Origin of the sequence: Citrobacter sp. Cb041 (assembly GCF_030336655.1) — a bacterium.
Classification (GTDB): domain Bacteria; phylum Pseudomonadota; class Gammaproteobacteria; order Enterobacterales; family Enterobacteriaceae; genus Citrobacter; species Citrobacter braakii.
The window spans coordinates 163,099-181,391 of record NZ_JAOWDD010000034.1 but is presented as its reverse complement, the minus strand read 5'-3'; the positions used below and the strand labels follow the sequence as shown (position 1 = coordinate 181,391).

The 18,293-nt window shown below is 49.7% G+C and carries 17 protein-coding genes and 3 pseudogenes; 10 read left to right on the top strand and 10 right to left on the bottom strand.

Annotated elements, in window-relative coordinates; genetic code table 11:
- Nucleotides 1-40: 40 nt before the first annotated feature.
- Complete coding sequence (gene ydeE, locus OGV52_RS08530) at nucleotides 41-1,228, bottom strand: efflux MFS transporter YdeE (protein WP_191221168.1); 1,188 nt, start codon at nucleotides 1,226-1,228, stop codon at nucleotides 41-43.
- A gap of 198 nt (nucleotides 1,229-1,426) precedes the next feature.
- Here ydeE and eamA point away from each other — a divergent pair, with 198 nt between their 5' ends.
- On the top strand, nucleotides 1,427-2,326 hold the full coding sequence (gene eamA / locus OGV52_RS08525; protein WP_131350748.1) for an O-acetylserine/cysteine exporter: 900 nt from the start codon (nucleotides 1,427-1,429) through the stop codon (nucleotides 2,324-2,326).
- A 31-nt stretch (nucleotides 2,327-2,357) separates the two neighbouring features.
- Here eamA and marB read toward each other — a convergent pair whose 3' ends face one another.
- Genes marB through marR form a run of 3 tightly spaced genes read right to left on the bottom strand, consistent with a single transcriptional unit; the run spans nucleotide 2,358 to nucleotide 3,443 of the window.
- On the bottom strand, nucleotides 2,358-2,576 hold the full coding sequence (gene marB, locus OGV52_RS08520; protein ID WP_019076777.1) for a multiple antibiotic resistance protein MarB: 219 nt from the start codon (nucleotides 2,574-2,576) through the stop codon (nucleotides 2,358-2,360).
- Between the two features lie 30 nt (nucleotides 2,577-2,606).
- The gene (gene marA, locus OGV52_RS08515; RefSeq protein ID WP_003032424.1) at nucleotides 2,607-2,990 is read right to left on the bottom strand and encodes an MDR efflux pump AcrAB transcriptional activator MarA; all 384 of its coding nucleotides are present in this window, start codon (nucleotides 2,988-2,990) and stop codon (nucleotides 2,607-2,609) included.
- An 18-nt stretch (nucleotides 2,991-3,008) separates the two neighbouring features.
- Complete coding sequence (marR, locus tag OGV52_RS08510) at nucleotides 3,009-3,443, bottom strand: multiple antibiotic resistance transcriptional regulator MarR (RefSeq protein WP_016156485.1); 435 nt, start codon at nucleotides 3,441-3,443, stop codon at nucleotides 3,009-3,011.
- A 257-nt stretch (nucleotides 3,444-3,700) separates the two neighbouring features.
- Here marR and OGV52_RS08505 point away from each other — a divergent pair, with 257 nt between their 5' ends.
- Nucleotides 3,701-4,366, top strand: coding sequence for a MarC family NAAT transporter (locus OGV52_RS08505; RefSeq protein ID WP_016153073.1), 666 nt, complete (start codon nucleotides 3,701-3,703; stop codon nucleotides 4,364-4,366).
- Nucleotides 4,367-4,401: 35 nt separating this feature from the next.
- On the opposite strand, the gene OGV52_RS08500 is transcribed toward OGV52_RS08505, so the two are convergent.
- Nucleotides 4,402-5,598, bottom strand: a complete 1,197-nt coding sequence (locus OGV52_RS08500; protein ID WP_275395600.1) for a sugar transporter — start codon at nucleotides 5,596-5,598, stop codon at nucleotides 4,402-4,404.
- A 221-nt stretch (nucleotides 5,599-5,819) separates the two neighbouring features.
- Nucleotides 5,820-6,695, bottom strand: a complete 876-nt coding sequence (gene ptrR, locus OGV52_RS08495; RefSeq protein ID WP_287108365.1) for a putrescine utilization regulator PtrR — start codon at nucleotides 6,693-6,695, stop codon at nucleotides 5,820-5,822.
- Nucleotides 6,696-6,797: 102 nt separating this feature from the next.
- Between ptrR and sad the strand changes: the two genes are divergently transcribed.
- The 6 genes from sad to OGV52_RS08465 all read left to right on the top strand — a co-directional run bounded on the left by sad (nucleotide 6,798) and on the right by OGV52_RS08465 (nucleotide 12,936).
- Entirely contained in the window at nucleotides 6,798-8,186 is a 1,389-nt protein-coding gene (sad, locus tag OGV52_RS08490) for a succinate-semialdehyde dehydrogenase (RefSeq protein ID WP_131405913.1), read from the top strand.
- A gap of 174 nt (nucleotides 8,187-8,360) precedes the next feature.
- On the top strand, nucleotides 8,361-9,287 hold the full coding sequence (glsB, locus tag OGV52_RS08485) for a glutaminase B (RefSeq protein WP_016153077.1): 927 nt from the start codon (nucleotides 8,361-8,363) through the stop codon (nucleotides 9,285-9,287).
- Nucleotides 9,287-9,646, top strand: a complete 360-nt coding sequence (locus OGV52_RS08480) for a DUF4186 domain-containing protein (protein ID WP_016153078.1) — start codon at nucleotides 9,287-9,289, stop codon at nucleotides 9,644-9,646. The genes glsB and OGV52_RS08480 overlap by 1 nt, the downstream gene beginning before the upstream one ends.
- Nucleotides 9,647-9,727: 81 nt before the next feature.
- Complete coding sequence (locus tag OGV52_RS08475; RefSeq protein WP_287108364.1) at nucleotides 9,728-10,255, top strand: GNAT family N-acetyltransferase; 528 nt, start codon at nucleotides 9,728-9,730, stop codon at nucleotides 10,253-10,255.
- 106 nt (nucleotides 10,256-10,361) lie between these two features.
- A complete protein-coding gene (locus OGV52_RS08470; RefSeq protein ID WP_016156489.1) occupies nucleotides 10,362-11,813 on the top strand; it encodes a tagaturonate reductase in 1,452 nt (483 codons plus the stop codon).
- Nucleotides 11,814-12,021: 208 nt separating this feature from the next.
- Nucleotides 12,022-12,936 carry a bestrophin family protein gene (locus OGV52_RS08465; RefSeq protein WP_016153081.1) on the top strand — a complete coding sequence of 305 codons (915 nt, stop codon included), beginning with the start codon at nucleotides 12,022-12,024 and terminating at the stop codon, nucleotides 12,934-12,936.
- On the opposite strand, the gene OGV52_RS08460 is transcribed toward OGV52_RS08465, so the two are convergent.
- Both OGV52_RS08460 and tam read right to left on the bottom strand, forming a co-directional pair.
- On the bottom strand, nucleotides 12,933-13,310 hold the full coding sequence (locus tag OGV52_RS08460) for a GFA family protein (protein ID WP_287108362.1): 378 nt from the start codon (nucleotides 13,308-13,310) through the stop codon (nucleotides 12,933-12,935). The genes OGV52_RS08465 and OGV52_RS08460 overlap by 4 nt on opposite strands.
- A gap of 131 nt (nucleotides 13,311-13,441) precedes the next feature.
- Nucleotides 13,442-14,200, bottom strand: coding sequence for a trans-aconitate 2-methyltransferase (gene tam / locus OGV52_RS08455; RefSeq protein ID WP_103766294.1), 759 nt, complete (start codon nucleotides 14,198-14,200; stop codon nucleotides 13,442-13,444).
- Nucleotides 14,201-14,561: 361 nt separating this feature from the next.
- Between tam and OGV52_RS08450 the strand changes: the two are divergent.
- A pseudogene (locus OGV52_RS08450) lies at nucleotides 14,562-15,458 on the top strand (site-specific integrase); the annotation flags it as partial.
- A 63-nt stretch (nucleotides 15,459-15,521) separates the two neighbouring features.
- A pseudogene (locus tag OGV52_RS08445) lies at nucleotides 15,522-15,656 on the top strand (transposase); the annotation flags it as partial.
- Nucleotides 15,657-15,926: 270 nt separating this feature from the next.
- Here the strand turns inward: OGV52_RS08445 and OGV52_RS08440 are convergent.
- Both OGV52_RS08440 and OGV52_RS08435 read right to left on the bottom strand, forming a co-directional pair.
- Nucleotides 15,927-16,197: pseudogene (locus OGV52_RS08440) on the bottom strand (conjugative transfer ATPase); the annotation flags it as partial.
- Nucleotides 16,198-16,351: 154 nt separating this feature from the next.
- Nucleotides 16,352-17,914 (bottom strand): hypothetical protein, encoded by a 1,563-nt coding sequence (locus OGV52_RS08435; RefSeq protein ID WP_287108359.1) that lies wholly within the window; start codon nucleotides 17,912-17,914, stop codon nucleotides 16,352-16,354.
- Nucleotides 17,915-18,293 lie beyond the last annotated feature (379 nt).

Genomic DNA, 18,293 nt, shown 5'->3' with positions numbered 1-18,293 from the left:
CAGAGCGGCTTTGGCTCTGTCGCGATCATCATTAGCAGAATTAGCAGGCCGCCGTCTGGCCCCAGGGTTTGGCGCGCATGCCTTTTATCATTAGCGCCCAGGCAAGAACGATCGCCACCATCAGCGCCACAAACAGCGACCACGGCGGCAATGTGGTTAAAATGACGCCGCTGACTAATGGGTTTACCGCTGCGCCCAACCAGCCTAACGACTGGGCGGAAAAATAGCTGGCTTTCATTCCTGCAGGCGCGATGTTGTCGATGAGCATGTATTCACCCGGTGCGTAAATGACTTCGCCGATAGTGAAAAAGGCCGCAGAAATGCCCCATAACACCAGGTTGTTGCCGGAGAAGGTGAAGCCAACCAGACCGACCACAAAGAACAGCGTGCCTACAGTCATTAGCGGGCGGATATTGGTGGCGGTGAGCCTGCGCCCGAGGGCATATTGCAGTGATACCACAATGGCGGCGTTAACAGGCAGGACGACTGCTACCACTTTCTCGGCAAAATCGCCGTCTGCAACCACCATAACGTATTGCGAAATACAGGATGCAAAGGCACCACCAACGAATGACGCCAAAAATGCTGACAGCGTAAACCAGAATAATGCTCTGTCGCGCAGCAGTACCGAGGGGGACCAAACTGCGGCGTTCAAACCTTCTGATGCTGCTGGTGAACGTTTTACCCAGGTCTGGATAAACACCAGAGGGAGTGCTGAACATGCAGCAGCGAGCCAGAACGGCAGGTTAATGCTTTGCATCACCAGTAGCGTGCCCAGCGGTGGGCCTACAGTCCAGCCGATGTTCAGCACGGTATAGTTAAGCGAGAAAATTTTTGTCTTGTTGGTCGCAGAGAGATTATCGGCAAACCAGGCTTTCAGCACCGTGGCGAAGACGGAGTAGGCGCAGTTGATCAGGGCAAAGAGCAAAACCACTACCACTACGTTATGCACCAGTGGAATAGCAATAAAGCCAGAGGCAAAGCCGCAGATAGCCAGCAGCATATAGCGTTTTTTATCAAACTTGTCGGCCAGAATACCAAAGCCAAGGCTGAACACGACGCCAATGGTCAGTGCGACCGTCATCGCATAACCGATCAGGTCGACGCTCAGATTGTACTGTCGGCTGAGGTAGATCGTCATAAAGGGCAGCGTGGCGCCACGCCCAATCGTTAATAACAATGATGACGCGAGTAACGCGAGAGTGGACCTTCTCAGAGAGATATTCATTTTCCTGCCCGACAATGCATGTTGTTATGTTTTTTTTAGATATCAGAAACAAATAGCATGCTAAAAGTGTGATGTACACTCAATAAGTTGTCCGAAAATGCCCTGTGTGGCCTACCTGAATTAATGATCTGTTACGGCACAACGATTTCCGTTACTTTAATTTGTTTACAAAAATTTAATATTCGCAGGGGCGGTGGTATGTCGCGTAAAGACGGGTTATTAGCGTTACTGGTCGTTGTGGTTTGGGGGCTGAACTTTGTCGTCATCAAAGTGGGGCTGCACAATATGCCACCGTTAATGCTGGCAGGGTTGCGTTTTTTACTGGTGGCATTTCCGGCGATTTTCTTTGTTGCCCGGCCGAAAATTCCGCTTTCACTGCTGCTCGGCTATGGGCTGACCATCAGTTTTGGGCAGTTCGCGTTTCTCTTTAGCGCCATCAAATTCGGTATGCCTGCCGGGTTAGCTTCTCTGGTATTACAGGCTCAGGCGTTTTTCACCATCATTCTGGGGGCATTCGCCTTTGGTGAACGTCTGCAAGGTAAACAACGGGTAGGGATTGCGCTGGCCATATTTGGCGTGCTGGTGCTGATTGAGGCCAGTCTGAACGGACAGCATGTCGGCATGCTCGGTTTTATGCTGACGCTGGCGGCGGCACTAAGCTGGGCCAGCGGTAATATCTTTAATAAAAAAATCATGCAGCATACGTCACGCCCGGCGGTGATGTCGTTGGTGGTATGGAGTGCGTTGATTCCTGTTGTCCCATTCTTCCTCGCCTCAATACTTCTCGATGGCCCAACGCAAATCATCCAAAGTCTGGTGGCGATAGATATGACCACCATTCTGTCACTGGTTTATCTGGCGTTTGTGGCGACCATTGTGGGTTATGGCATCTGGGGATCTTTACTCGGGCGTTATGAAACCTGGCGTGTCGCGCCGTTGTCGCTGTTGGTGCCGGTTGTTGGACTGGCGAGCGCGGCCGTGCTGCTGGATGAAACGCTTACCGGATTACAACTGCTCGGTGCGCTGCTGATCATGGCAGGATTGTACATTAATGTGTTTGGCTTTCGGTTGCGTAAGACTGCGCAGGCGAGAGGGTAAAAAAAAGCCCCGCAGTGACGGGGCAAAAAAATTACAGGTTGCGCATATTGTAATAAGGCACACCTAATTCGTCGGATTTGTCGCTGCCTGCACCCATATGATTAAAATCGAACGGGGACCGATCGTGCGCAGGCGGCATAATCATCGCGTCACGACTGTTTTGTGTGGCAGGCTGCGTGGTCTGTTCCGCCATGCTCTGGCCCGAAACAACATACAGCAGGGCCAGCATCGCATAAGACAGAAGTTTCATGATTTCCTCGGTTACGTCGTTAACTGGCGATTAGCAATTACATTGATTGAGTGGCAGCAAATAGCGTGATTCGCCGTGCATATTCGTCATACGGTATTTATGCGGCGGAACATCAAAATAGTTTTTGAATGTCCGGGTCAGCGTTTGCTGGGACTCAAAGCCGTAACGCTCCGCCAGATAAAGGATCGGCTCGTTACTCTCTTTTAATTTTTGCGCTATTTCAGTCATTTTACGGCTACGGATGTATTGACCCAGTGAATGACCGGTTTCTTTTTTAAACATCCGTTGCAGGTGCCATTTGGAGTAACCTGAACGCTCTGACACCTTTTCCAGCGAGAGCGGCGATTCAAGGTTATTTTCGATCCAGTCCAAAATGCTATGAATAGTGATTGTGTCAGTATTGCGTCTGGACATCGTCATACCTCTTTCTGTTTACGGCAGGATTTTCTTCAGCAAATGCTCAAGCGTGGTCACTTCATCCGCCGTTAAGTTTTTTGTTAGTTCCTGGTGCAGGTCTTGCCCTACTAATTGATGACACTGCTCGCAAATTGCCGCGCCATGCTCGGTGAGTTTCACCAGCACGCCTCGCTTGTCATGTGGATTCGGAAGCCTTTCTATCCAGCCTTTACAGGCCAGCCTGTCCAGCATCCGCGTCAGGGCGCCGAGATCGACAGACAGCACTTTTTTCAATTCGACAGGGGTAATACACACCGCGCAACGGATGGAGCAGAGCACCTTGAACTGTGATGCCGTGATATCCAGCGGTGACAGATAGTCGTTTAGCAAACGATCTTTTTTCTGATTAACCATGTAGATCAAACGACCCAGTGGGATGATTTCGTTGAACAGATCACTGGTGCTTTTCACAATGGTTGCCCTGGCAAGTAGTTAGTCACGGCTGATATTATTGCTTAGGCAAATATAAGTCAAATGAATGGGTCAGCAAATGCCACGTTTTGCTAAATCATCAGACTCAATTTCTGGCGAGTGGAATTTTAACGGTTTGAAAATTATGGTTTATACGTGCGGGTGAAAAATGAATCCTTACACCGCGAAAATGGCTTATCTCCCGGATTTCACCGTATACTTGCCGTTGACGATTAACGCACAGGAAAGATGACATTATGATGGACTTGTTTAAAGCAATAGGACTGGGGCTGGTAGTCCTGTTACCGTTGGCAAACCCGTTAACCACCGTGGCGTTGTTCCTCGGCCTTGCCGGCAACATGAACAGCGCAGAGCGTAACCGTCAGTCACTCATGGCGTCCGTTTACGTGTTTGCCATCATGATGGTGGCGTATTATGCCGGACAACTGGTGATGAATACCTTCGGGATTTCGATTCCCGGGTTACGTATCGCGGGTGGGTTAATCGTTGCGTTTATCGGCTTTCGAATGTTGTTTCCACAGCAGAAGGCACATGACTCTCCGGAAGCGAGAAGCAAATCAGAAGAACTGGAAGATGAACCGACTGCCAATATTGCATTTGTTCCGCTGGCTATGCCAAGCACCGCGGGTCCGGGTACGATTGCAATGATCATCAGCTCGGCGTCCACCGTGCGTCATGGGGCTGAGTTTCCGGACTGGGTGATAATGGTCGCACCGCCGATTATTTTTGCCGTGGTCGGGGTTATCCTGTGGGGCTGTTTGCGCAGTTCTGGCGGAATTATGCGCCTGGTCGGCAAAGGCGGTATTGAGGCGATCTCCCGACTGATGGGCTTCCTGCTGGTATGTATGGGCGTGCAGTTTATTATTAACGGCGTGCTGGAAATCATTAAAACTTACGCTTAAAACAACGTGCCCGGTATTGTCTACCGGGCACGCTTTTATGAATGCTGAGGCTGCTCTTCCAGTGATACTGGCCATTTACGGAAGATAATCACCGACCATATGAACGCCACAATCGCAGGCACTGCACCTACGTAACCAATCGTAGACATTGACCAGTGCAGACTCACCTGATTTCCCACCAGCGCGCCAGCGCCTATCCCGATATTAAAGATACCAGAGAAAAGGGCCATTGCGACGTCGGTGGCATCCGGGGCCAGCGCCAGCACTTTCACCTGCATACCCAGGCCTATCAACATAATGGCGATGCCCCAGAATATACTCAGGACGGCCAGATGCATTTCGCTGTCCGCTGCGGGCAGTAACAGCACCAGACACACCGTCAACAGGGCAATGGCGCTACTAATCAATACGGAAGCATGTTGGTTACCCAGCTTGCCAAAAATGACGCTACCGACAATACCTGCGCCACCCAGAACCAGCAGCAGCACGGTGGCAAAGTTTGCGCTCAGCCCGGCGATGGTCTGTACAAACGGTTCGATATAGCTGTAGGCCGTGTAATGCGCGGTGACCACAATCACCGTCAGCAGATACAGGCTCATCAATGCCGGACGGCGGAATAAAACCGGCAGGCTTTTTAATGAACCGGAATGCTCACTGGGTAATTTTGGCAGGAGCTTAATCAAGCAAAGTAGGGTAACTAACGCCCCCATACCGATGGCGAAGAAGGTGGTACGCCAGCCAAAATACTGACCAACGATGCGCCCGATAGGCAGGCCCAACACCATCGCCAGCGCGGTGCCGGTCGCAATCAGGCTGAGAGCCTGCGCGCGTTTCCCGGCAGGAGCCAGGCGAATCGCCAGCGATGCGGTGATCGACCAGAAAATAGCGTGGGCAAAAGCAATACCAATACGGCTGATCACCAGCACGGTAAAATTCCATGCCAGGAAAGAGAGAACGTGGCTGGCGATAAAAACGACAAACAGGCAGATCAGAAGTTTGCGGCGTTCTACCTGGCTGGTAAGCAGCATGAAAGGCAGCGACATCAGGGCGACAACCCAGGCGTAGATCGTCAGCATGATCCCGACCTGAGCGGTCTGCATATTAAAACTTTGTGCGATGTCGGATAACAAACCGACAGGGACAAACTCAGTGGTATTGAAAATAAAACCGGCAATGGCAAGCGTAACTACCCGAAGCCACGCGACCTTGCGGGAAACAGTGTCTGTTGTCATATCAATTAGGTGGATTAGCTGCGAAAAGGTAAGGCCACGATCTTAAAACTTTTGCTGGCTAAAATACAATCATTTCGTGATACAGATCTCATTTCATTGACTGGGTGGCAAAATTGACTGCCGAACATTCCGCGTAATTTTAACTGTTTCATTATTAATGAAATTCCGGGCGTGAGAATTCACCCGGAACGCTATTTATGGCGTTGTTTGAGAATCGCGAATTATTCCGCGCTTTTCGACAACTGAGGGTTCAATACCTCAATAAACGCTTCCAGTTGCCTCGTCATTGCCCCTCTGCGCCAGACCAGCCACGTATTCAGCCAGCGCCAGTTTTCGCTTAGCGGCCAGGCGTTGACCTGGTGGTGTCCTGGCATGCTCTCCAGCATCGAACGCGGGATCAGCGCGATACCCGCACCGGCAATGACGCAAGCCAGCATGCCGTGATACGACTCCATTTCATGAATGGTGCCAGGCATTGCGCGATCGGCATGAAACCAGCTTTCAAAATGGCGACGATAGGAACAGTTGGCGCGAAAGGCGTAAATGCTGCAACCGTTAACGTCGCTGGCCCGCTGGATAGGGGGATGACCGTGCGGAGTGACTATCATCATCTCTTCACGGTAGACCGGCATTCCTTCAAGACCTGGATGAGTAATTGGGCCGTCGACAAAGGCGGCGTTCAGCGTCCCGTCGAGCACGCCGTCCAGCATCGTGCCTGAAGGACCTGTCGCCAGCGCAAACTGAATTTTGGGGTAACGCTGATTGTATTCAGCCAGCGTGGCAGGGATCCGCACAGCGGCAGTACTTTCGAGCGAGCCAAGAGAGAACAGCCCTTGCGGTTCATCGCCGGCGACGACCATTCTCGCCTCGTCAACCAGGGCGAGGATCCGCTGGCTGTAGCGTAAAAAATTGTGCCCGGACGGGGAAAGCCGCAAACGCTGATTTTCACGAATAAACAGATCGACGCCAAGGTCGGCTTCAAGCTGGCGAATACGGGTGGTGAGATTGGATGGCACGCGATGCACCTTCGCGGCGGCCTGCGTAATACTGCCTGTCTCCGCGACGGCGTTGAACATTTCCAGTTGCGTCAGATCCATAATATTCTCTTTTCGTGAATGGTGTGGTTAATATTATTCATTTTTCAGAAAGAGTAAATATGCGCATGATATGACCATACCCTGCGATAAAGAGAGGCACTTATGACTATCACAGCAGCAACACATGCGATTTCCGTTAACCCTACCAACGGTGAAAGGTTGGCGGCAATGCCGTGGGCCAGTACTGAAGAGATTGCACATGCGCTGAGCCTTGCCGCGAATGGCTACAGTGAATGGAAACACACTGCCGTTGAGCAGCGTGCGCAAACGCTGCGTCATATCGGGCAGGCTCTGCGTCATCGCGCCGAAGAGATGGCGCAGTGTATCTCACGTGAAATGGGGAAACCCATCAAGCAGGCGCGTGGTGAAGTTGCCAAATCAGCCGCATTGTGTGACTGGTACGCCGAACATGGACCGGCGATGCTCAACCCGGAACCTACGCTGGTGGAGAACAACCAGGCGGTGATTGAGTATCGCCCCGTTGGAACTATTCTGGCGATCATGCCGTGGAACTTCCCGCTCTGGCAGGTACTTCGCGGCGCCATTCCAATTCTGCTGGCCGGAAATGGCTATCTGTTAAAGCATGCGCCAAACGTAACCGGCTGTGCTGCGATTATCGCGCAGGTTTTTGCTGATGCGGGCGTTCCCGCGGGTGTTTATGGTTGGGTGAATGCCGATAACGCCGGGGTAAGTCAGATGATCAATGACCCGCGTATTGCGGCGGTAACGGTGACGGGCAGCGTGCGAGCCGGTGCGGCGATTGGTGCTCAGGCGGGTGCGGCGCTGAAAAAATGCGTGCTTGAACTGGGGGGTTCCGATCCGTTTATTGTCCTTAATGATGCTGACCTCGATCTGGCCGTTAAGGCGGCGGTCGCCGGTCGTTATCAGAACACCGGACAGGTTTGTGCGGCAGCAAAGCGCTTTATTATCGAAGAAGGAATTGCTGCAGAATTTACGGCTCGTTTTGTGGCGGCCGCGAGCGCGCTCAAAATGGGCGACCCGCTGAACGAAGAAAACGATCTGGGTCCGATGGCAAGATTTGATCTGCGCGATGAGCTGCATCAGCAGGTCGAAGCCTCCCTTGCCGAAGGCGCGCGGTTACTTCTCGGCGGGGAAAAAATCGCGGGTCAGGGCAATTACTATGCCGTGACGGTTCTGGGTGATGTCACCCCGGAGATGACGGCTTTTCGTCAGGAGCTGTTTGGCCCGGTTGCAGCGATTACCGTTGCAAAGAATGCGGAACATGCCTTAGCGCTGGCTAATGACAGTGATTTCGGCTTATCAGCCACGGTGTTCACTGCGGATGAAGCTCTGGCGCAGAAGATGGCGTCACGCCTGGAGTGTGGGGGCGTATTTATCAATGGTTACAGCGCCAGCGATGCCCGCGTTGCTTTTGGCGGCGTGAAGAAAAGTGGTTTTGGCCGCGAGCTTTCACACTTTGGTCTGCATGAGTTTTGTAATGTACAGACCGTCTGGAAAAACCGCCTCTGATGGTGTGGGTGCCTCCGACGGGGCACCGGCCTTAATTCTGCAATGTTTCTGTCTACGGCATGAATCTCACCCGCTCATGCAGACCGTGGCCAGATTCCGCCTTCCGGCCTGACGCTGCGTATTCAGCTCTGTTATACTCGCAGGCCTTTCATACCTGCGAGCAAGGAGCATGTTGTGGCCAGGGCCATGGACAATTCAATTTTAGAGACCATTGTGCAGCAGGTTCGTCCGCTGATTGGTCAGGGTAAAGTCGCTGATTACATTCCTGCCTTAGCTTCTGTCGACGGTTCAAAACTGGGTATTGCTATTTGCACCGTTGATGGACAGCACTATCAGGCGGGGGATGCGCAAGAGCGCTTTTCTATTCAGTCAATTTCAAAGGTACTCAGTCTGGTCGTGGCGATGCGTCACTATCAGGAAGATGAGATTTGGCAACGCGTTGGCAAGGATCCTTCCGGGCATCCTTTTAATTCCCTGGTGCAGCTGGAAATGGAGCAAGGGATCCCACGCAATCCCTTTATCAACGCCGGGGCGCTGGTGGTTTGCGATATGCTGCAAGGACGTCTGAGCGCACCGCGTCAACGGATGCTGGAAGTGGTACGGGCGCTAAGCGGCGTTTCGGATATCGCCTATGATGCGACGGTGGCGCGTTCTGAGTTTGAGCACTCGGCGCGTAACGCGGCTATTGCCTGGCTAATGAAGTCCTTTGGCAATTTTCACCATGACGTGACCACCGTTTTGCAAAATTACTTTCACTACTGCGCACTGAAAATGAGCTGTGTGGAGCTGGCGCGCACGTTCGTCTTTTTGGCAAATCAGGGACATGCTTTTCATCTTGCTGAGCCCGTGGTGACGCCCATGCAGGCCCGACAGATCAACGCGCTGATGGCGACCAGTGGCATGTATCAGAACGCAGGGGAATTTGCCTGGCGAGTGGGCTTACCGGCGAAATCTGGTGTGGGGGGCGGTATCGTGGCTATCGTGCCTCACGAGATGGCGATTGCCGTCTGGAGTCCGGAACTGGATGCGGCGGGAAATTCGCTGGCGGGTATCGCCGTGCTGGAGCAACTAACGCAACAACTGGGGCGCTCGGTTTACTGATGAACACGCTCGATCCTCTTTTTGCCCGGCTGGCGAAATCAACGTTTCGCTCGCGGTTTCGCCTTGGCCAGAAAGAAAGGCAGTATTGTCTGGATAAAGGCGCGCCGGTTATCGAACAACACGCCACGGATTTTATTGCCAAACGGCTGGCGCCTGCGTTTCCTGCCAATGACGGTAAGCAGACGCCCATGCGCGGGCATCCGGTATTTATCGCTCAACATGCTACGGCGACCTGTTGTCGGGGATGTCTGGCGAAATGGCATGATATCCCTCAGGGTGTGGCGTTAAACGATGAACAGCAGCGTTACGTTGTCACGGTTATCTATCACTGGCTAGTGATCCAGATGAACAAGCCATAGATAACATAATCCTATGATATGACTCCTTGTGTTGTGCAATTGTTAAAAGCAGTATGAAGGGGTCATTCTAAGGAGAAAAAAATGGCTTCCTGTAAACCCTGCTTTGTGCTGAGCGCGGCCCAGATTCTGTCGAGAATCGATGAATTCAGCGACATCCTTGAAACATGCGTCAATGATGGCGCCTCTGTCAGCTTTATGCTCCCTTTTAGTGGCGATAAATCACGGCCTTTCTGGATAAGTGTCGCGCAAAGCGTTGACCGTGGAGAAAGGATTGTTCTGGGTACACAGAACGCACAGGGGGTGCTTGTCGGTACCGTCCAGCTCATTATCGATCAACCCGAAAACCAACCTCATCGTGCTGATGTCGCCAAGCTGCTGGTTCACCCCTCAGCGCGGCGCGGTGGTGTTGCCCGGACGTTGATGAACGAACTCGAAAACTGCGCGCGTCAGCAAGGGAAAACGCTGCTGGTGCTTGATACAGCGACGGGCAGCAGCGCTGAGTTGTTCTACCACAATTGTGGATGGCAACAAGTAGGGGTGATACCGGACTATGCAAAAATGCCTGACGGGAAGCTGACCGGGACCACACTTTTCTACAAAACTCTCTAATTTGTCGCCGGGGATTGATCAAAACAGGGTTTCAATGTATTAAAGTTTGCTAACCTATTGGACCAATTCAATCAGGTTGTATGACTAATTAAAAAGGGAACCCATTGTGCAAACACTAAATCGTCGCGATTTCCCCGGTGCTCAGTATCCTGAACGCATTATTCAGTTTGGTGAAGGAAACTTCCTGCGCGCCTTTGTTGACTGGCAAGTCGATTTGCTGAACGAACATACCGATCTGAACGCTGGTGTAGTCATTGTTCGTCCCATCGAAAGTACCTTCCCGCCATCGCTGAGTACGCAGGATGGTCTCTATACCACCATCATTCGTGGTTTGAATGAGAAGGGCGAGGCCGTAAGCGATGCCCGTTTGATCCGTTCGGTTAACCGCGAAATCAGCGTCTATAGCGAATACGATGAGTTCCTGAAGCTGGCGCATAATCCAGATATGCGTTTTGTGTTCTCCAACACGACTGAAGCGGGCATCAGCTACCACGCGGGCGATAAGTTTGAGGATGCACCGGCGGTGAGTTATCCGGCTAAACTGACCCGACTGTTGTTCGAACGCTTCAGCCATTTTAATGGCGCGTCGGATAAAGGCTGGATTATCATTCCTTGCGAACTGATTGATTACAATGGTGATGCGCTGCGTGAACTGGTACTGCGCTACGCTCAGGAGTGGGCGCTGCCGGAGGCATTTATTCAGTGGCTGGATCAGGCCAACGCATTTTGCTCCACGCTGGTGGACCGCATTGTTACCGGTTATCCGCGTGACGAAGTGGAGAAACTGGAAGCTGAGTTGGGCTATCACGATGCCTTCCTCGACACTGCAGAACACTTCTATCTGTTCGTTATTCAGGGACCGAAGTCATTAGCTGCAGAACTGCGTCTGGATAAGTATCCGCTCAATGTCCTGATTGTTGATGACATCAAACCGTACAAAGAACGGAAAGTGGCGATTCTCAACGGCGCACACACCGCACTGGTTCCCGTTGCCTGGCAGGCAGGGCTGGACACCGTGGGGGAGGCGATGAATGACGCAGAGATTTGCGCCTTCGTTGAAAAAGCAATTTATGAAGAGATCATTCCAGTACTGGATTTACCCCGCGATGAGCTGGCGTCTTTCGCCAGCGCGGTGACCGGTCGATTCTGCAATCCGTACATCAAGCATCAGTTGCTGTCGATTGCCCTGAACGGCATGACTAAATTCCGTACCCGTATTTTGCCGCAGTTGCTGGCAGGGCAACAGGCCAGCGGTAAACTGCCGGCGCGCCTGACGTTTGCGCTTGCCGCGCTGATTGCTTTCTATCGTGGAGAGCGTAACGGTGAAGCTTATCCGGTCCAGGATGATGCGCACTGGGTGGCACGTTTTCAACAGCTGTGGTCCCAGCATCATGACCGCCAGATAAGCACCGAAGAGTTAGTCAAATCGGTACTGGGCGTTAAAGAACACTGGGAACAGGACCTGACTCAGGTTTCCGGACTCGTGGAGCAGGTTTCAGCCGATCTGGATACCATTCTGGCCAAAGGCATGCGTGAAGCCGTTAAGCCATTGTGCTAAGAAGACAACCCGGCTCAGGCCGGGTTTTTTATAGAACATTCTTTAGTTACAACATACTATTATTTATTAATGACTTCACCGTTCTGTAACTCCGGTGCGCGGTGGTTCTGGCAGAGCAAAAGTTGTTTAGTTAATGTTGCGATTAACTTGCAACATTGATCATGATCGCGTCTAATGTGATGGATTTCACATTTTCCCGAAGAAAACCATGATCGTTCGCCCCCAACAACACTGGCTACGCCTGATATTCGTCTGGCATGGGTCGGTATTATCCAAAATCTTTTCACGACTGCTGCTGAACTTCCTGCTCTCCATCGCCGTTATTATCATGCTTCCGTGGTATACGATGCTGGGAATCAAATTCACCCTGGCGCCATTCAGCATTCTCGGCGTGGCGATTGCTATCTTTTTAGGTTTTCGCAATAACGCCTGTTATTCACGTTACGTTGAGGCCCGACACCTGTGGGGGCAGTTGATGATTGCTTCCCGATCGCTACTGCGTGAGGTAAAAACCACCTTACCGGACGACGCCGAATTAGGGCAGTTTGTTCGTCTGCAAATCGCGTTTGCCCACTGTTTACGCATGACTTTACGTCGAAAGCCACAGGCAGAGCCGTTGGCGAAGTACCTCAGCGAGAAAGATCTGCAGACGGTATTTGCCTCACAATCTCCAGCAAACCGCATTTTGTTGTTGATGGGAGAGTGGTTGGCCGTGCGCAGGCGTAATGGTCAACTGTCAGACATATTATTTCATAGTTTAAACAATAGGTTAAACGATATGTCTGCGGTACTGGCTGGTTGTGAGCGGATTGCGAATACCCCGGTCCCGTTTGCTTATACTTTGATCCTTCATCGCACGGTATACCTGTTTTGTATCATGCTGCCATTCGCGTTAGTGGTGGATCTGCACTACATGACACCGTTTATCTCGGTGCTTATTTCCTATACTTTTATCTCGCTCGACACGCTTGCAGAAGAGCTTGAAGATCCGTTTGGCACAGAGAACAATGACCTGCCGCTGGATGCGATTTGCAATGCGATCGAAATCGATTTGCTGCAGATGAACGATGAAACAAATGTGCCAGCAAAACACATGCCTGATAAGCATTACCAACTAACTTAGTTACGTTCGTTTTGCCACCAGGCTGGCTGCATATCGGAAAACGAATGAAACTCTGGTGCCAGGTCTTCATCGTTAGGGTCATCAAAAGCCCCGGCTAAAAGTGCAATTACCGGGGCATCATCAATAGCGCCCACGGAACTGCCGCACTGAGGGCAAAAGGCTCGACAACTCGTTTCTGATGAGCGCCAGGTTGTCGGTTTGCCGGCTTTTCCCGTCCATTCTATATTTTCTGCATCAAACTCAATCCAGACGACGGTCGGTGCGCCCGTATGTTTCCGGCATATATCGCAGGAACAGGTATGGGAATTATTAGGACTGCTGGCCGTGAAGCGGATCGAACCACAAAGACACCCACCAATGTAGACTTTAGACATAACAACTCCCGTCGGAAACACGTGGCAAGACACTAGCAGATGCCTCGCATTGTCACTAGATCCTTATGTTAAAAAGGCGAGGGCGCTCATAGGCGATCCTCTATTCCTGTGATCTATCTGATGATAAATGCTTAATTATTGCGTTGCGCAACAATAAACAATCGGGGAAATGCCAGTAAAATTTTGCCATTTTCCTGCAGTGGATATTGCTCCTGAAGTAGTTCGTGGTAGCGCGCCAGATACTGACGTTGCTGGCTTTCTCTCAAATCCTGTAACCAGGGGCGCAGGCCTGTAGAACTTACCCAGTCGATAATTGCTTGATGAGAATCCATAATGTGATAATACGTGGTGCGCCAGATATCCACCTCACAGCCAGTTTCGGTCAAAATATCATAGTAGGCATGCACGCCAGGCAGTGGCGCACGGCCCCGGTCCGGGAAACCCTGTTCATAAGCCACTTCGCGCATCAGAACATGCGTGGGTTCCAGCCAGTTATCCGGCATTTGTACGGCCAGAACGCCGTTGCGACCCAGCAGCGATACCAGGTTCGGCAATAGTTCATAGTGATCGGGTACCCATTGTAAAGACGCATTTGCGTAAAGCAGATCCACAGGATGCTCGGGCTGGAACTGACTGATATCCGCTTCAATAAAATGGCATTGCGGTAATGCGTTGCGCGCTTCATTCAGCATGGCGGGTGAGGAATCAACCCCGGTTATTACAGCCGAAGGCCAGCGCTGATGCAGTAATGCCGTGCTGTTTCCCGGACCACAGCCAAGATCAACAACTGAACGAATACTCTCTAACGCCACTCTGTTGAGTAATTCCGCTGCGGGTCTTGAACGTTCAGTTTCATATTGCAGATAAAGCGAAGGGTTCCAGTCAGCCATGAATGAATCTCCAGTATGAGAGAAAAAGGCAGAAAGGACCGCATAAGTCCTTGCCGGTGAGCCATTTCATTTAGAAGATTATATGATAATGAAGGATAAGGGCAGAAATATGCCAGGAAGACAGATTGGCATGTCTGTGGTTTGCCTGCGTGAACTACAGTTATCAATTTTGATGTTCAGTGAGTGATGTGGCGCAGGTCGAAAATGGTTAGCGCTGGTAACGGCATTTGAAAAGAGGTTTGGCCATCATTATCGAGCAGCACAAGGATTACCATAAAGCATCAGATTCTACCTTACTCAACGCCAGTGCGCATAATGTATATTATGTTAAATAAACTCCATAGGTCTTTTACTTCATGGTTCACTGATAGGTAAAGGCTTATTTGAAATGGCAACGGCATTGGCCAGAGGTAAATGTTATGCCATTAGAGAGCTCAAACATGCTGTAGTACTCGGATTAAGTTATGTTACAGGAGCGCGTCCTGTACAGTTGGCAAAGCTAGCTGTTAAAGACTTTCGTATTGATACCTGTAATACTGATACAGAATTAATTAGATACAGTATTCTGTTACCCTACGTAAAACAAAGACGTCTTACAACCGAGCGTTTACTGCTGGCTATCCCGTCTGAAATTGGTTCGTTAATCAAGCATTATGTGGACAGAGTTCAGTTATTACCTGATGATAAATTGCTTGAAATGGGGGGGTCTGCCCCAGCTTTTGTCTCTCAAGCTATTAGCCAAACAGTTCTAAACTTCAGTCCCTCAGATTATCAAACCGCTGTTGCTTGTGGAGAAGCCGCCCTGCCATCAATCACACCAACTGATCTCCGCCATAACGTTGGTCACTCATTGGCTATGCAAGGTGCCAGTGCGGAGGAGATTGCTCATATTCTCGGTCATTCATCTCTGGTTGTGGCAAAACATTACATTTTGGCGACGCCTGCCTTGGCATTGATCCGCGCTAAAGCTCTCGGTTTTAACCCTGTGTGGCAAAACATGGTAGCTATGATGCTGACAGGCAAGTTGGTCAGGTCAGAGGAATGGCAAGGTCGACGTGTGGTTGGCATGGTTGGTGATCGATTACACTATGAGATTGGCGGCTGTGCAAGAACCGATGACGAATGCCCTTTCTGTGAAGTTCGTTGCTGTTATGGTTGCTTGTATTACCGCCCTTTCCTCGATGGCGACCACCAAGACGTATTGGATAGCATTTCTAAAGAAGTCGATGAGCTGATAGCTGTTTCCGATAGCGTAGGTTGAATCGCCACAGGTTTAACAGACACCTCGGAGTCATTTAAAATGGCTTAAAGAGAGGTGCACATGAGCAGTAAGCGTTATCCTGAAGAGTTTAAAATTGAAGCAGTCAAACAGGTTGTTGAGCGTGGACATTCTGTTTCCAGTGTCGCAACACGTCTCGATATCACTACCCACAGTCTTTATGCCTGGATAAAGAAGGAAGTGTCTAGATTATCCGTGGCGATTCAGACCATAGAACATTACAATGCGTCGAGTTAGATCAAAATCTTCATAACTCCGAAAACCCCGGAATGGTCCAGGTGAAAGATGGTGCAGACTCTGCCAGCGCCATCCGACGCCTGCTGCTAATGAATCCAGTTGCGGCTGGCTCGGATCGGTTGCAACAAGCTGCTGGTTTGGTCATTTCCTCGTGTGCCTTCGCGGAACGGGTTTGATAGGCAGGATGATAACACCACTTTTTAGACGGTTTTATGCCAGACCTTTAAGATTATCGATCCCCCGCACCACCAGAATGGCCGCATCCAGCTCGCTTATCCCCCGCTCGCTCATCATCTGCGCGCGTTCTGCCTTTTTGTGTTTTTCCGTCATTCCCAACGCAAGAAATAAGCTGGGTGGCACCATGCAGAATAGCGCTTCTATATTGCTCGCCACGACAACGCCTTCGGTATATTTGCCCGGCAGAGAGCAGTGGCTGGTGCTGGGCATCCGTTAGGGTTTTAAATCGATCCAGCTGTTCCAGCTATTCTAACAAAGACTGCCCTACAGTGGCTTCAGAAACATGTTTCGGTGCACTAAAAATCAGCGAAAAAAGAAGTAGGTGTTTTTTCTTCATACCCCATCCAGTTTTTTTCTTTAAGCGTTCTGGTAATGATGGCCACACAATGCCATGTTCCTCATAATTCTCTTGCTGGCACCCCAATTAGTATTCCTAAGACTTGCGAAACCGAAACGAAATTGGGCAGCAATTTGTGGCTATGATCATGATTTTTTATGAAGTTAACTGTACGTCTTCCTGACATAATAAGCTCTGAAAGTTGCTGATCAGGTACGTCGTCGTTCATCACAAAACCAATCTGGATTTTTGCTGGTCCACTTTCACTGGCATACGTAAAGATTTGCTGTGCATCAGCATTTATTTCATCATGCATATCTTGCGTGTTGGTGAACACCTTTATTGTTCCCATAAAACGTCTTGTGTCTATGTCAAAAATCAGCTCGGCATCTGGTGTCACCCTCGCAATATTATTTGCTGTGTAAATAATAAACTCGTGTAATGTTTCCGGATTATCAATACGTAAATTGGCATAGCAAGACAAAATGAATTCCTCAATTCCAGGTTTTCTCAACGTTTTATCTGGGTACAGATTCTCATAAAAACGGTAGGTATCCTCGAATTCCTTTACCAAAAAATCGAAGTCAATAAAAACGACTGAACGAGGTGGCAAATAGAGGGGGGCATTATTTTTATTGGCTCTGGCCACCTGCATGTTATTGTCCCTAAACGTCTCTACAGCTTGCCAAGGCATATTATAAAATCGCAACAAATCATTAATACAGCACGTGGTATAAAGTTGCAATCTGCTCAATAAGGAGTCAATATCCCCTACATTGAGCAAATCATCTAATTGCACACCCATATGTATGATTTTAGTTCGTAATCCATCGTTTGCTGTCCCTCCAGTATAAGAACGAAACTCCGTTTCCAGTCTAGATTCATCGTAACTATTGCGGGCTAAGTGCTGAGTTATTTTCGCTCTAACTTTTTGAAATTTTTCATAACTATCTGGAAAAGCAATAAATTCAAAAATGCGCATGAATTCAACAAACTTTTCCGTCGAACCAGAACCTTCCAGCGCAGCAGAATATAAATGCATCGCATGCAATGCTATATTCCCTGTTTCATTAATATCTAGTTTATAGATCGGAAATCGATCAAAAACAGAAGTAGACAAAAGCTCAATCCCATGAACAACATGCAATACATTACCGTAAATATCCGCTGAAGCAATTCTGGGAAACCCACCGAACCGATTGGTGACTAGCGCTACGGTGTTCCCACTCTCAAGTTGACCTACTCTTCCTGTCATGAGTCTTTTATCAAGTATAGAACCGTAATTCAGACGAATGAAATCCACTACAGGCCTGGCTTTTTTAATAGCTTTACGCAATATTTCAGCGTTAGACCCTTCGTTATAAATTAATTCGGCATACGCGTCATCACGGACAACAATTGTTGTACTGGATAGAATGGCGGATAAATAATCACGCTTCTTTTTGGATCTTTCCTCGAATATATCAAATGTATTTTTAAATAAATCATTGAATTCTAATGTATTTGCTGGATGTATAGAAACATCACCAAAACTGTACCTCTCCGGGATGGTTAGTCCGACTATGGGAAGTATATAAATATAGTGTTTATCGCTATCAAGAAACAATTCGGTGAGGTTAGGCATACTCGCTCCATACAGTTATCGTGCAAATAAATTGTTTTAGCTGTTTAGCAGGCCATTCATGTTCCCCGGAATCAAACAACACTCCACCATACCCGTCAGAAACATACGTGCCTGCCGAATTTGCTCAAGTGTCAGTTCGTTATGCCGAAGTCAGACAGGTTGTGGTACAGAAATATTACGTACACCCGGATAGGATATCGTTGGTACTATCTGGAAATCATCATGGAACTTTTTCCCGCGCCTAATTTCACGTTTACATACCAGTTCAGTGCCAGCCCCGAGAGAAAATGGGTTTCTTCGATCAGTCCACTAAGTTACGTGCGTAGGGATCAATAACCGGCGTCGGATACAATCTACTCTGCCAAATGGTTATTCAAAT